Here is a 13,451-nt window from a genome sequence, read left to right on the forward strand (position 1 = left end):
TAGATTAGTAGTACAGATAGGAAATCTATAAAAACTGCCGGTATAGTTATGAAGGCCTATAAATTTGAGGTTTTTACCAATGCCATTGAAAAAAATATTAAAGAAGGCGTTTTTAAGCCAGGCCATAAGTTACCCTCCGTTCGCGAGTTAAAAGAGCAGTATCAAACAAGCATCAGTACGATACAAAATGGCTATGAATATCTGATGGCCCGTGGACTGGTCGAAAGTGTCCCCAAATCGGGATACTATGTCAGTAATAAGGTGGAGGTATTAAATCCACCCCAGAAGGCCAACCAGCGACCGGTGGTCCGAGATGCCATTTTCAAACACCATCTCGGGCTTACTACCTCGCTACGGGCCGGGCGTAAACTGTCCGAATTTAATGTAGCGGCTCCGGGCGATCTGTTGATTCCCCAAAAACTACTGCTACGAACTATGCAGCAGGTAATTAGAGAACAAGGCGCTGGCTTGTTACGGTATTACCCGTCAAATGGCTCTCTGGAACTGAAGGAAACTATTATTAAACGAGCTGCTACCCATCAAACCATTATTGACCCAGACGAACTCCTGATTACAGATGGTGCATTACAGGCACTTTTTATTGCGTTACTGTCTGTTTGTCAGGCAGGCGATGTAATAGCGGTCGAGAGCCCATGTGTATTTTCAGTGTTGGAGGTGATCAGGGTACTCAATCTGAAAGTCATAGAAATTCCGGTTGATCCACAAACCGGTTTCGATGTTGACTTTTTGAGAAAGGCCTGCCAGAACAACATCGTTAAAGCGGCAATTGTAACGCCCAACTTCCACAACCCTACGGGATTATTACTGACAAATGAACAAAAGCTGGCGCTGCTATCGATTGCCTATCAATACAATGTAGCCCTCATCGAGAATGATATCTATGGCGATTTGAACTTTCAGGGACCAAGACCTTCTCCGCTAAAACGATTCGATGACAGTGGCCTGGTGCTATCTTACTCATCTTGTGCAAAAACATTGGCCCCTGGAATACGACTGGGTTGGTTAGCGGCCGGGAAATATATGCAACGCGCAGAACAGGTCAAATTTGCCTTGGGTAGTACAGTCTCGCCTGTATACCAGGAAACCGTCGGTCGATTGTTAAGCGGGAGTAGCTATGATCGCCATATTCGTGCTTTCAGGATGCAGCTGGCAAAGAATGCCTACTTGACCATTAATCTATTAGCTGATAATTTTCCGCAAGGAACCTCCATGACAACCCCAGCGGGCGGATACAATATCTGGGTGAAAATGCCGGACGATACAGATATAACCCGCTTCTATAATCGATGTGAAAAAGTCGGAGTCAGATTCACACCCGGCTACACATTTTCCTTTTCATCGACTTTCGATAAGTATTTTCGGGTAGTGTTTGCTGATAAATTTTCTCAGAAAAGAATAGACGCGATTAAACTTGCCGCTCAGTATTCATAGCATCTGTACTGGTTATTCTTACAAATTTTGTACTGTGTACTCATATCCTGATACGCATACATTTGCCTATAACATAGGTAATGGGTATGCGTATTATCACAAAATTTACGGTAGCAACAGAGCAGGGATTGGATGCTCTCTTAATGCTGACCAAAGAACTGGCAACACAGAAATTTTCATCCCTGCTCAGTCAGCAAGTACTTAAAAAGTACATCGAGGACAATTTCAATGAACAGACGCTGATTGAGGAACTCAACAATTGGTCTAATCAGTGGCTGGTAGTTTATGCGGATAACAAGCCCGTTGGCTATGCGCGAATTACGACAAAGGGGCAAAAGCCTCAGGTGCTAGATAATAAACGAGCTATCCGAATCGCAGACTTTGGCGTACTAAGCAGCTATTCGGAGCCCGCTATCAGAGATTCTCTGCTCGACAAGTGCCTCACCATTTGCAAGTCCTACGAAGGGATCGGGATATGGATAAATGAGTATATCGAAAATCCGCTGATTGAATTTTTTGAAAGCAAAGGCTTCTCCCGGCAACAGGAAATTGATCATCTCGATGAGCTACCACTGGCATCAGTATGTTTAGTCGCCTAGGCGGCCCGCTATAGTCCTGAAAAGAGACTTTTAACATGAAATCAACTCACCAACAAAACGTTTTAGTTCATCCACTTACGAGTGATGTTGCCCCTCCTATGTTTCTGGTAGTTGTCTTGTCGCTAGGAACATTCATTATCTTCTTTCAGGGGTTTATGGTTGCCCCTATTTTGCCGGGTCTGTCCAGGGTTTTCCACGTATCTGTCCGGCATGTGAGTTTTATTGAACCTGCTTATTTGTTGGGCTATGGTTCGGCCACCTTAATTTATGGACCGTTATCGGATAAGTATGGCCGGTTTCCGGTCATCTTATGTTCGTTAACCTGCTTTATTGTGTTGACTGCCTACACCGGATTTTGCCAGTCTATTACGCAGATGATTATACTGCGATTACTAACGGGTATAGGTGCTGCCGGTGTGGCACCAAACACCATTGGGTGGATTGGGGATAAATTTCCCTATGAACGGCGTGGTCATGCACTGGGTATTTTTTTTGGGTTCATGGCAGCAGGGACTGCCTTTGGGTCTAGTGTTGGCGCTTTGGTTACCGCTAAGGTGGGCTGGCCAGTACTGTTTTGGACGGTTGCAGGAATTGGTGTGTTCATTCTAGTTCTGCTGATTGGTTACCGTAAGAATTTTCTTCAGAAAAACAGTGAGCCTTCTGGTAGCTTTATCGCCCTATATCAGTCGGTTAAAGAGGTTTTTTTCTTGCCCCGTGGCTGGAGAACTTATTTATTCGTTCTGTTCAATGGCATGTTTCACAGCGGTGTTTTCGCCTGGGCTGGGTTATTCTTTTACAAAAATTATCAGCTCGATGAACAGGGTGTGGGTCTGGCCCTTCTCGGATACGGCATACCGGGGCTGTTACTCGGACCGCTGCTAGGGAAACTTGCCGATAAGTATGGCCGCTCTAGAATTATCCCGATCGGTATTCTAATTGGTGCGCTATCCGCGATTTTACTGAGTATGAATTATTCGCTGGTTGCCTCTTGCTTCTTTATCATGACATTATCGTTCGGCTTCGAATTGACCCACCCTTTATTTGCGGCAATTATTACAACGCTCTCCGCCAAAAAAGGGGCGGCAACGGGTTTGTTTGCCTTCTTTCTATTTATGGGCTATGGTTTTGGCAGTCTGGTGTTTAGCTTGATTGTAACTATTGGACTGAATCAGGCATTCAGGGTGTTTGGAGCAGTTGCTATGATTGCTGCCTATGTTGCCGCTATTAATTTTAAAGAGGAAAAGTAAGAAATCAGGCAGACTATTTATATGGATTTCAGTGTTCGCGTGTATGGCTTACTCATCAATGAGCGACAAGAGATTTTAATTTCGGACGAGATGCTGGATGGACTCGTCTATACGAAGTTTCCAGGCGGTGGGGTTGAATTTGGAGAAGGCTTATTGGATGCGCTAAAGCGGGAATTTATAGAAGAGTGTAACACTGCCGTTGAGGTAATTCGTCACTTTTATACAACAGAAATGTTCGTTAAGTCTTCCTTTGATGATAAGCAAATTGTTAGTGTTTACTATTTGGTCAGATTGCTCGAAGAGCTTCGCTGTGCGATAAAAACAAAGCCCTTCGATTTTGACCCATCTCTGGACAGTCAACAATCCTTTCGCTGGGAAACGATTAGTGCACTGACTTTGGATGACTTAGCATTTCCAATCGATAAACATGTACTAACGCTTTTAAAGGAGCAATAGTAACTAAATACCTGATTCTCCTACGTTCACGTTCACAGACCTTAAGGATTCTCTTCTCGAACAATATCAAGTATTTCTTCGGCCAGCGTTTGAATCCGCTGCTCAATAACGCGTAAGGGTTGTCCCGTTTCTTTAGCAATCCGCTCAGCTTCAAGCTGTTCAAGTACCCGTAAATGGGCCTGTGTCACCAATAGTAACTCCTTTAATTCCCCTATAGCCAAATACATACCTTGATGAGTTTAGTTTATACTCATCAAAGTAAAGGGATAATTCTTATTCATACATCGCTAACACAGGCCTATCAAAACCGAAAGACCAGTCCTGCCCCGACACCCACACTGTTCATGGCTACGTTATAGCTTAAGGCTTTGTTCGGTTGGGTAGTTGAATTTACGATACTACCCTCATCAATGTAGTCTGTAACGACGACACTCGTAGTGGGTTTTCCGCCAATAACATTGGCGGTTGTCACTTCGAGCCGTTTGGGTTTGAACGATTGATTGTAGAACACGACTTCGGCAAAACCTCGTATAGCCTGACTCAACCGAAATTGAATCCCCAGAGCTGCCTGATATCCTAGTGCCAGCGAATTACTGGTATAACTGTTGGTGGAATTAAAGGTATTACTGGTTCCGTTCTTAGCCACACTAACGCCATTGGAGACAGTCTTGTAATCCAGTACGACTCCGCCTACCAAACCAAGCCGATTGTAGATGTAGTAACTCGGCTGCGAGAGCGCTTTGAAGGTGATATTGGGTATAACCGAAACGACCTTTAAGGTTGTGGATGATGAGTTTGTGTACGTATAAGTACCATCATCATAACTATTCGTAATGTTTACCGCTGATCCAAACAGCATATCGGCATCAATACCAATGTTAATAAAATCGCTAGCAATCAGACCAATGCCGACGCCAGCGCGAGGACCCGCTCCCAGTCCTTTATTGGTTGTTTTGAACGGGAAGGCAATGCCCGTCTGACTTTGTGATTGACTATACTGGATCTGCACTCCCGGTGTTAAGAGGCCATATACCCCATAAAGCTTTACATAAACAGGAGACTCGGCAGCGGCAGTCTTGGTAGGTATAGCCTCTTGTGAAACGGTGCCAGCCGACTGACTTAGGGCATTTGACGAAAGAGTAGATTGGGCTTTTCCTAATACAGTGTATAGGATCAGGCTAATGAGAAGCGTGATGAATCGATTCATGGTAGCAGGTTGACGATTTAAGCTAAATGTTACAGCCCGATAGGGGCTATCCGATCGCAATGGAGTAAGGAGTCGTAGCGCAACTAGAACCGAAAAACCAGTCCAGCCCCTACGCCAACACTGTTCATGGCGACATTAAAGCTTGGTTGCTCGTAGGGGTTCTCTTTATTATAATCGCCCAAATCTTTAAAGACAGTAGAAGAACTCTGAACAGAAGTAGTTCCATTTGTTGTGCTGGTCGTAGAGGTCTGTAGTTCTTTGGGTTTAAACGATTGATTATAAGCCACTACCTCAACAAAGCCCCGAATGGCCTGACTCAACCGAAACTGAATCCCCAGGGCTGCCTGATACCCCAACGCCAAAGAGTTTTTTGTATAATCAGTCGTGTTTACTGAGGTAGTGGTTGCTCCTTTGGGTGGGGTCTGAAGCGTATTACTAACCATCTTGTAATCGAGCACGACTCCGCCCACCAGACCAAGCCGATTGTAGATGTAGAAGCTAGGTCGCGAAAGGGCTTTGAAGGTAATATTGGGTATAACCGAGAGGACCTTTAGGGTTGTATTGGAGGTAATGGCATAAAAACTGGCATTACTACTACTGCTGCCAACGAACACATTATAATCCGCTTTTAAGGCTGTTCCAAATAATAACTCGGCATCAACTCCAATATTAATAAAATCGCTGACAATAAGACCCGCGCCGATACCTGCTCGTGGCCCCGCTCCCAGATGTGTATTGATCGGCTTGTAAATAGTAGGCGCCGTGATCTGGCTTTGTGATGAGCTATAATTAATCTCCGTTCCGGGTGTCAACAGGCTATAAAATCCATACATCTTTAGAAAAAAGAGTGCCTCGCTGGCCTTCGTGTTGCGGGGTGCTATCTCCGTCCTTGTGGGTTTGTCAGAATTGTTCCGCGTGTTCAAGGCAACAACTGGTTGTGCCAGCGTAGTCGAAACGCGTAGAAGCAGGCCAATGAGTAACAGATGATATCGATGCATAATGGTCAGTAGTTGTTCAAATCAGGCGAATAACAGTTCGTATAATTCCAGGCAGACGTAACGCATTCATGACGAAGGTGGTTGGATTAAATGCGTTTGAACTAAAGCGTACTAATGACATTGTCATGCTGCAAATTAATCACCCAGTTAATGCATAGAGTTAGTCTTTGAGTAAACGGCAAATGTGATTTAGGTAGTAGGCGATACGTGACTGGGGGGCGGGCTGACCTCTTCATACACTCCCTGGCCGAGTGTGAGGCAGTTTTTGGTTCGGGAAATGTGGAGAGTAATAGTTTTAGCCATTTTGAGTATGGAGCCAGCGTAGCGGCTGGTATCGAAGTCAATCGGCTCGTAATTGGGCTAATTATAATTATGGTTTGGTTGATTTGGGTAGTGCCACCAACAAATCCTATTATCGAACTTTAGGAATAACTGTTGGCTTTTGGTTGGCCAGCCGCCGGGCATGCCAATTGTCTCGTATGCATCATAACTAACCGTGTCCATTTTCGTGCGACTGAGCAGCCAATACCGACGAGTGGTAGAAGAAAAGTTGATGCCATACACATTTATTCGGTCATTTACACGATAACGATTAACCGACCTATTGAACGGTACTTACCATGACGAATCAACAACTTCAACTTGTTCAACAAAGCTGGAAACTCCTGCGCGATGTCGATCCGACCGTGCTGGGGGATGTCTTCTATGGACAATTATTCCGAACCTACCCGGCCTCACGAGCAATGTTTGCCAGTTCTATGGAAAGCCAATACAAAAAGTTTATTGATATGCTCACCATCATCGTGGCCCGACTTGACCGACCTACTGCTGTAGCGCAGGAAATTAGCCAGGTAGCCCGGAGCCATAAAGAATATGGCGTAAAACCTGAACATTATGAAGCCGTTAAAGAAGCTTTACTATGGACCCTGGAACGAGGGCTTGGCAATGACTGGAACGACGCCGTGAAACAGGCCTGGGTGGCGTGTTATGATGAAATAACCCAATCCATGCTGGAAAGTGCGAAATCATTTGTTTACATCTCCTGAGCGATCGGGCTACCACTCCACAAGTCGTATGAAAGAAATCGAATCACATTGGTACGAAGCTTCTATTCCTTCCCAACCAGATAGCAATGGTTTGTCTATCGTTGGGTACAAGTGGGTGGAAGCCCACCCTGGCAAACGCCTTCAGTTTATAATTATTCGTCAGGCAAACGGCGACTTTTTCGTTAGCTGCGATCAAGCCAGTCTGACTGCTGCCAGGCTGTCGTATAGACCTATCACGATTTATGCGCCACAGGCGCAGGCGATGCCCGATCAGGTCATCTGGAGTATTATTTTAGAAGGAGTAAGCTCTCTTTAAGGATTTCGCCGAAGACTTTAACAATACAGCTAGTACTCGTCCAATTGAGTTTCTATCGATTCTTTGGATTCTATCGTCTTTGATTATCAGTACAATAGAATCAACCGCGCGGGCGGCCCCGAGAATCGATAGAATCCCTTAGAATCTAGTTTGCCAAAGCACTAGTTCGCTAGCTTCACCCGTTGGCCTCCGGCGTAAGAATGCACTTTATCGGCCGCATCCCGATTGGCTTCGTTACTAACCATCGCAAATGAAATCGGGTCTGCTCCGCGCAGTACCTTACCTTCATAATAAACTCGGTTGGCGTCTTTGGCATAGCCGTGTTCCAGCATGTGGAACGAGGCTAAATCGGCATCCTTTATTGGGTTCGCTTCATAGAACACCGTTCTACTGTCGTGCGCATACTGGTCAGATAAGATCGAAAAGGTTGCTTTGTCGGCAGCCGTAATCAGGCGATGTTGAAAATAAACATGAGTACTGTCGTGGGCATAATCCGTGTATACATCACCCCATTGTTTAAAGGAAGATGGATCGGCCGCAGTCAATACATTGTCTTTATAAAAGGCATGAATGGCATCGGTTGCGTAATACAGCCCAACAACGGTAAATGAGCTGGGCTGGGCTCCCTTAATCACGCGGGTACCGGGCGGCTCGCTGGTGTCCAGAATGGACCAGGCGTAATAAACGGCCTTATCGTCTTTGGCAAAATTTCTGCTTAACACGCCAAATGAGCTGCCGTTACTCCCCGAGATTGGTTTGAGATAGAAATAACCAACTTCCTTATCCTGACCAAACATGTAATCGAGCGGTTTGAACGTAGCCACATCGTTCACGGTAAAGCCTGTCTCTTTGTAATAAGCTCGAAACTTGTCTTTTGCATAGTCGTAGCCGATTACCTGAAACGAGTTTGCATCGGTCCCCGAAACCCGACTGATTTTGTCCTTTCGGCTTGTTTCGAACAGCTTGAAGTCGATGTAATTGTCGCAGTAAAAAACGGTAGCATTATCCTTCGCGTAGCGTTCGTCAAGTGCCATGAAACTCAACCCTGTTGATCCGGTAAGTGTAATTCCCCGGTAATAACCCACGACCTTGTCTTTGGCAAATACGGCGTTCAATTCCTGAAATGAATCGTAATCCGCCGAACGCATTAGGTAGTCTTTGTAATAGACCGAGCCATTTTTGGTCTGATAACCAGATTTTTTACACGATAGAAGAATCCCGAGCCCTAAAACAGAGAGTAAAATCTGGAGGAGTTTCATGATATAAATAGGTCCCTGAATGGCTTCTAAACAACAGTTGATATATCTAGCTTGGGTAGATGCTCCCGAACGGAGTGCTTATCGAGTCGTTTCTGGTACTCTATCCATTGGGTTGCAAATATGGCACTGAGCAGCCCGAATGCTTCTGCAATCAATTTGTGATTATGTAGGTTCTCAACAATCAATTCCGGTCTGACGTAGACGACAACGGCAAGCACTCCAAACAGAGTCGTAGCGGTTTGGCAGACAAGTAGTTTTTTCATGATAAATGCGATGAGTGTATGATTGCTATGAGCGCCATCAGGATAAATCATTTCCTGTGTGCTTGACGATACAAATGTTAATTGCAACGTGCCCATCTTGCAAAAGTTTCATCATGAGTGGCCTCGATTTGTCGGTTGAACTGTCATCAATCAGGCATAAACCGTTTGTCTAATTCACGTTAAAGAAGCGGTATGGCTACCTGAAAGTGAGTGCTGGTTTCATTCACGTTGAGCTCGCGCCCACTTAAGTAGTTATATAACGACTTAAGACTGGCTAACCCTTGTTTATTCGACGTTTCGACAAAGTCTTTTCGTTGCAGGTAATTTCGGACAAACAAGGTATTCTCTTCGGTATAAATCTGAATATACAGCGGCGTTTCCTCATCAAGAATGTTGTGTTTGATCGCGTTTTCGATCAGATTCTGGATGGTGACAGGCACAATCATCCGGCTCAGACAGGCAGCCTCTATGTTGATACTAATTTGTAGTTCATCGCCAAAGCGGGCCTTTTGAAGATCGATATAGTTCTGGGCGAAGGCTAGTTCATCCTGAAGACTGACAAGTTCTTTGTCTTTATTTTGCAGAATGTATCGGTAAATCACAGATAATTTTCGTAGAAATACCGATGCCTCTTTCGGTTTCGTAATGATCAGGCTATTGAGCGAGGTTAAGCTATTGAACAAAAAATGGGGATTGAGATGGTTAATGAGATTTTGATACTGAATCTGGGCTTTGTCGCGCTCCAGCCGAGTTGTCTGAATCTGGAAATGATGCAACTGTGCCGTTTCCCGGACGTGATTTCGATAAAACAGGTACAGCAGCGCCAACACCAGACCAACCAGGCCAACGCGAAACCAATGGGTATTATAAAAGGCTGTGTCAACGTGAATGGCTAGGGTGGCTTCGCGGGTTTCTGTTGCACCCACCAGGGCCTTTACCCGAAACAGGTAATCTCCACCCGGTATTTTGGTGTAGTTGGCCACCGTACGCGCATCTGCTTTTACCCAATGATCGTCATATCCCTCCAGCGTGTATAAGTACGTGTAAGGTTGGTAGCTCCGGTTTAAGATCGAGTAATTAATGCTAAAATTATTCCTGAAAACATCCAGCGCCAGCGACGGACTGTTGGCATGCACCACAATCGACGTATCGGGTAAGATAAGCGAACTAATCAGTACGTTGGCATGCGTGGACTGATTTTGGACCCGGCGAGGCATGAACTCAACCACATAATTTTTTAATGTGGTTAGAATGTTGCCATTCCGCAAAGGAAACATATAATCGACGTACCCAATATTGGACTCGTTGAGTTGCAGAGAAATGTTCTGAACCGACCTGCGAGCCGGATTGATAATCGAAAATTTATTAAAGGCAGCCATCCAGATCTGGCCATACGGATCGGCATAAGCAGCTTTGCATTCATTGGTGTATAGGCCATCCTGTTCGGTCCAGGTGCGGTAGGTGTTGAGTTGCGGATCAAATTCAACCAGACCTTTGCCTGATATGGGTGTCCAGATTCGGTTTTGCCGATCAGTTGTAAACGCGAAGTGATCAGAGAAGGCCGTAGCTGCCGGTTGAGGTGGAACACTCACAAATCGCTGCTCTTTAGCCGAAAACCAGATAAATCCTTTATCGGCTACATCGGCCCACAAGCGCCCTTTTCGGTCCAAACCCGCCGACCAGATGTTAAGTTTTGCTTTTCCAAAGGGCAGGCCATACGTGCGCCAGCGACCCGATGGCAGATGATAACTGAAAATCGCATCGCTGGCACCGAATAACCAGAGCAGATCGCCCTGCCGGACTAACGCCCTAAAATCGTCGGCGTGGCTGAAGAGCATGGGAGGAAGGGCTAGTGAAGAAAATCGTCGGCTTCGCTTATTGAATACAAGTACAGATCGCGTTCGACAGATGAAGAATTCGTTCTGATTCAAACCCGAGACTAACTGGGGCAGGCCAAATCGGTAATCACTCCAGGGAGTAGGCGCCATTTTGTGAACGGTTAACTTGCCCGAAGAAGGCTCATAATTAAACAGTTCATTATCGGTCGACACCAGCCACCAGCTCCCATTTTCATCTTCCAGAAACGAAGACAATCCCCATTCTTTAGCCAACGTTGGGTGCTTCTGAGCCAGATTATGAATCTGATAAAACGTTTTTTCTGGATTGGTGTATGAAATGCCGTTAACCGTTCCAATCCAGATTGTTCCGTCTTTTTGGGGCCAGGCTGTCCAGAAAAAATCTCCCGAAATCGAGGTTTTATTGGCTACATCATGAAAAAACTCCTGGACTTTATCTTGTTCTGGCTCGATAGTAAACATCGTGTACGTCCAGGAGGAGACCCACAAATGATGCCGATGATCGACAACGATGGTACCCATCGGGAAGGTAGAGCGCCCCGTCTGACTTGTTAATGAAAGTTGTTTGGTTATTGTTTTCTTGACAAGATCATAGAACTGAATACGTTGATCTGTATTGTCGGCAAAAATCAGCCGATCGCTTCCGTCGATGGCCAATGCTGAGGTGTTATTGTTTTGAAAGATAGGGAGTTGATTGGGATTGTTTCGGTAATTGATAAACTCTCCAGAGGGTATGTTCAGGTAATTAAGTCCCCCTTCTTCGGTGGTTATCCAGAGGCCATTATGGGAAGGGTCTTCCAGCAAGCCGTTCTTGGTAATATCATTGCTGGAAAGCGAAGTCACTTTAGCTTGTTGATAGCTAAGATGCCAAAACTGATTGGTTTTAGGGTCTAACCGGAACAAGCCGGTACGGGCGGTTGAAAACCAGATTTGCCCTGTGCGATCGCAGAGAATATTCAGACACTGCCCCAGAATCTGAGCACCAACGGTACGGATATTGCGAAACTGACCGGTGCGACGGCTATATTGGCTGATACCGTCGTCTGTTGCCAGCCACAGATTCCCTTCTTTATCTTCGCAGATGTCCTGAACAATATTATTTCCTAAACTGGTTGCTCGATCCCGGTCGGCTTTAAAAATCGTAAAGTGACTACCATCAAAGCGATTCAAGCCACTATAGGTGCCAATCCAGAGGTAGCCATCGCGGTCCTCAAAGAGGCAATTAATCATATTATACGAAAGTCCCTGCGTTTCCTGAATATGCTGAAACTCAAGGGGCAGGTTACTCGTCTGGGCTGCTACTGATCTCAGCATCCCGAAATAAAGCCAACAGCTTGCCGCGAGCCAGCCAAGGTGAGTTTTAAAACTCATTGTTCCAGCCATTTTTTAAAGGAAGGGGCCTTGTCGCGGCTGATGTCGATACTGAACTGATGATTAGGCGTTTTGAGCGCAAGTACCAGTTTAAGATTAGCGAGCCCCTTCACGCTCTGTACCGCATTTATGTTGACAATGCAATGACGACTGGCCCGGTAAAATTGGTTCGGATTCAGTAGCGACTCAATTTCATCGAGTGTATCATAGTCCAGAATGTAGCGTTCTCCGCTGTTTGTTACCATAAAATTAAGCTCATCCCGCACAATGTAAGCTATGTCAACCGTCCGAACAGGTACCCAGCTATTGCGGGCGTTACCCAGAAAATGCTCCTTGTAAGCAGGTTTAATGGCCGCTGGTATGTTTAACGCATCTAGTAATTTCTGGACATCAATGGCTGTTTGGCTCTGGATTTTTCCTAAGGCACGAACTTTTGCAATGGCTTGCTTTAGTTCATCCCAATCGACGGGTTTGAGCAGATAATCAATGCCGTTTACCTTGAAAGCCTGGATGGCATATTCATTATAAGCCGTCGTGAAAATGATAGGGCAGGAAATTTTAAACTTATCGAAGATGGTAAAGCTGATGCCATCGGCCAGTTGAATGTCAGCAAAAATTACGTCTGGCTCGGCGTTTTCGGCAAACCACCGAAGTGCCGTTTTTACGCTCCCAACAGTACCGACAATTTTAATGCCCGGATCAACTTCCGCAATGCTGGCTGTTAGCTCAAGTGCAACCAATTTTTCGTCTTCAATAATGAGCGCATTCATAGGAGGGAGGTTTGGCCAGGAAATCTACCTTAAATCTTTGAGCTTCAGTTATACCTTGCAACTTTTTGGCTACGAACCGTATAGGATCCGGTTTGAGTGACGCAAAGCACGAAACGAATCCTATGGATAGGCTAGTTTTACTAAGTTGACTATCTAGGACGTGGGTGACCAAATTTAGGCAGTATCGTCTTAGATATACCTAAAGCGGTTACAAATCGTTATACAACACTATTACTTTCTTATCGTTGAGCGTTACTAGAAACCACACATACAACATGGAAGAGCAACATTCACTTCCCAATACTCCATCTTCGGCCATTGAACAGGCTAATCAGGCCCTACGAGCGGCAATAAGAACAGCCTATCTCAACCGGGATATTCCTTTAGAGGTTGCCTACGAAGTGAAACCACTTCCTACAACAGGTAATGATGAACGCGAACCTGTTGTTCGTGAGGTATGGGTATATCAGACAAAGCCAGAAATACGGACATTTAAACTACTGACGGAAACCTTAACGATTATTCCGGCCGAAAGCGGTTTTGAGTTGGAGCAGACAATTATTGAAGAACCATAACTGTTTAGCTGGTAATTAAGAAAACGTGCAAGCCGT

14 protein-coding genes are annotated in these 13,451 nt (G+C 45.3%); 7 read left to right on the forward strand and 7 right to left on the reverse strand.

What is annotated here, in order from left to right; all coding sequences use genetic code 11:
• The first annotated feature begins 48 nt into the window (after window positions 1-48).
• From ACYVGR_RS31660 to ACYVGR_RS31675, 4 genes are all read left to right on the forward strand, one after another.
• On the forward strand, window positions 49-1,452 hold the full coding sequence (locus tag ACYVGR_RS31660) for an aminotransferase-like domain-containing protein (protein ID WP_460964037.1): 1,404 nt from the start codon (window positions 49-51) through the stop codon (window positions 1,450-1,452).
• A gap of 86 nt (window positions 1,453-1,538) precedes the next feature.
• A complete protein-coding gene (locus tag ACYVGR_RS31665; RefSeq protein ID WP_460964039.1) occupies window positions 1,539-2,051 on the forward strand; it encodes a GNAT family N-acetyltransferase in 513 nt (170 codons plus the stop codon).
• Window positions 2,052-2,086: 35 nt separating this feature from the next.
• Window positions 2,087-3,298: an MFS transporter gene (locus tag ACYVGR_RS31670; RefSeq protein WP_460964041.1), complete on the forward strand. Its 1,212-nt coding sequence runs from the start codon at window positions 2,087-2,089 to the stop codon at window positions 3,296-3,298.
• A 21-nt stretch (window positions 3,299-3,319) separates the two neighbouring features.
• Window positions 3,320-3,754 carry an NUDIX domain-containing protein gene (locus ACYVGR_RS31675; RefSeq protein WP_460964043.1) on the forward strand — a complete coding sequence of 145 codons (435 nt, stop codon included), beginning with the start codon at window positions 3,320-3,322 and terminating at the stop codon, window positions 3,752-3,754.
• Window positions 3,755-3,795: 41 nt separating this feature from the next.
• Here ACYVGR_RS31675 and ACYVGR_RS31680 read toward each other — a convergent pair whose 3' ends face one another.
• From ACYVGR_RS31680 to ACYVGR_RS31690, 3 genes are all read right to left on the reverse strand, one after another.
• Window positions 3,796-3,981 carry a hypothetical protein gene (locus ACYVGR_RS31680; RefSeq protein ID WP_460964045.1) on the reverse strand — a complete coding sequence of 62 codons (186 nt, stop codon included), beginning with the start codon at window positions 3,979-3,981 and terminating at the stop codon, window positions 3,796-3,798.
• Between the two features lie 74 nt (window positions 3,982-4,055).
• Window positions 4,056-4,961 carry a hypothetical protein gene (locus ACYVGR_RS31685; RefSeq protein WP_460964046.1) on the reverse strand — a complete coding sequence of 302 codons (906 nt, stop codon included), beginning with the start codon at window positions 4,959-4,961 and terminating at the stop codon, window positions 4,056-4,058.
• 83 nt (window positions 4,962-5,044) lie between these two features.
• Window positions 5,045-5,959, reverse strand: coding sequence for a hypothetical protein (locus tag ACYVGR_RS31690; protein ID WP_460964048.1), 915 nt, complete (start codon window positions 5,957-5,959; stop codon window positions 5,045-5,047).
• Between the two features lie 620 nt (window positions 5,960-6,579).
• Here ACYVGR_RS31690 and ACYVGR_RS31695 point away from each other — a divergent pair.
• Together ACYVGR_RS31695 and ACYVGR_RS31700 are read left to right on the forward strand one after the other, a co-directional pair.
• Window positions 6,580-7,005, forward strand: coding sequence for a globin domain-containing protein (locus ACYVGR_RS31695; RefSeq protein ID WP_460964050.1), 426 nt, complete (start codon window positions 6,580-6,582; stop codon window positions 7,003-7,005).
• Window positions 7,006-7,033: 28 nt separating this feature from the next.
• Window positions 7,034-7,321, forward strand: a complete 288-nt coding sequence (locus ACYVGR_RS31700; RefSeq protein ID WP_460964052.1) for a hypothetical protein — start codon at window positions 7,034-7,036, stop codon at window positions 7,319-7,321.
• 161 nt (window positions 7,322-7,482) lie between these two features.
• Here ACYVGR_RS31700 and ACYVGR_RS31705 read toward each other — a convergent pair whose 3' ends face one another.
• The 4 genes from ACYVGR_RS31705 to ACYVGR_RS31720 all read right to left on the reverse strand — a co-directional run bounded on the left by ACYVGR_RS31705 (window position 7,483) and on the right by ACYVGR_RS31720 (window position 12,840).
• Window positions 7,483-8,580: a DKNYY domain-containing protein gene (locus ACYVGR_RS31705; RefSeq protein WP_460964054.1), complete on the reverse strand. Its 1,098-nt coding sequence runs from the start codon at window positions 8,578-8,580 to the stop codon at window positions 7,483-7,485.
• Between the two features lie 26 nt (window positions 8,581-8,606).
• Window positions 8,607-8,843, reverse strand: coding sequence for a hypothetical protein (locus ACYVGR_RS31710; RefSeq protein ID WP_460964056.1), 237 nt, complete (start codon window positions 8,841-8,843; stop codon window positions 8,607-8,609).
• 179 nt (window positions 8,844-9,022) lie between these two features.
• A complete protein-coding gene (locus ACYVGR_RS31715; protein WP_460964058.1) occupies window positions 9,023-12,013 on the reverse strand; it encodes a ligand-binding sensor domain-containing protein in 2,991 nt (996 codons plus the stop codon).
• Window positions 12,014-12,066: 53 nt separating this feature from the next.
• A complete protein-coding gene (locus tag ACYVGR_RS31720) occupies window positions 12,067-12,840 on the reverse strand; it encodes a LytR/AlgR family response regulator transcription factor (RefSeq protein ID WP_460964060.1) in 774 nt (257 codons plus the stop codon).
• A gap of 275 nt (window positions 12,841-13,115) precedes the next feature.
• On the opposite strand from ACYVGR_RS31720, the gene ACYVGR_RS31725 reads away from it, so the two are divergent.
• Entirely contained in the window at window positions 13,116-13,415 is a 300-nt protein-coding gene (locus ACYVGR_RS31725) for a hypothetical protein (RefSeq protein WP_460964062.1), read from the forward strand.
• Window positions 13,416-13,451: the final 36 nt, after the last annotated feature.

The sequence above is a fragment of the Spirosoma litoris genome, from assembly GCF_054776755.1.

Excerpts from the sequence above, each read along its gene's own strand:
- ACYVGR_RS31720 (WP_460964060.1), bottom strand. The coding sequence starts at position 12,840 with ATGAATGCGCTCATTATTGAAGACGAAAAATTGGTTGCACTTGAGCTA.
- ACYVGR_RS31665 (WP_460964039.1), top strand. The coding sequence starts at position 1,539 with ATGCGTATTATCACAAAATTTACGGTAGCAACAGAGCAGGGATTGGAT.
- ACYVGR_RS31695 (WP_460964050.1), top strand. The coding sequence starts at position 6,580 with ATGACGAATCAACAACTTCAACTTGTTCAACAAAGCTGGAAACTCCTG.
- ACYVGR_RS31715 (WP_460964058.1), bottom strand. The coding sequence starts at position 12,013 with ATGCTGAGATCAGTAGCAGCCCAGACGAGTAACCTGCCCCTTGAGTTT.
- ACYVGR_RS31710 (WP_460964056.1), bottom strand. The coding sequence starts at position 8,843 with ATGAAAAAACTACTTGTCTGCCAAACCGCTACGACTCTGTTTGGAGTG.
- ACYVGR_RS31680 (WP_460964045.1), bottom strand. The coding sequence starts at position 3,981 with ATGTATTTGGCTATAGGGGAATTAAAGGAGTTACTATTGGTGACACAG.
- ACYVGR_RS31670 (WP_460964041.1), top strand. The coding sequence starts at position 2,087 with ATGAAATCAACTCACCAACAAAACGTTTTAGTTCATCCACTTACGAGT.
- ACYVGR_RS31690 (WP_460964048.1), bottom strand. The coding sequence starts at position 5,959 with ATGCATCGATATCATCTGTTACTCATTGGCCTGCTTCTACGCGTTTCG.
- ACYVGR_RS31725 (WP_460964062.1), top strand. The coding sequence starts at position 13,116 with ATGGAAGAGCAACATTCACTTCCCAATACTCCATCTTCGGCCATTGAA.
- ACYVGR_RS31700 (WP_460964052.1), top strand. The coding sequence starts at position 7,034 with ATGAAAGAAATCGAATCACATTGGTACGAAGCTTCTATTCCTTCCCAA.
- ACYVGR_RS31705 (WP_460964054.1), bottom strand. The coding sequence starts at position 8,580 with ATGAAACTCCTCCAGATTTTACTCTCTGTTTTAGGGCTCGGGATTCTT.
- ACYVGR_RS31660 (WP_460964037.1), top strand. The coding sequence starts at position 49 with ATGAAGGCCTATAAATTTGAGGTTTTTACCAATGCCATTGAAAAAAAT.
- ACYVGR_RS31685 (WP_460964046.1), bottom strand. The coding sequence starts at position 4,961 with ATGAATCGATTCATCACGCTTCTCATTAGCCTGATCCTATACACTGTA.
- ACYVGR_RS31675 (WP_460964043.1), top strand. The coding sequence starts at position 3,320 with ATGGATTTCAGTGTTCGCGTGTATGGCTTACTCATCAATGAGCGACAA.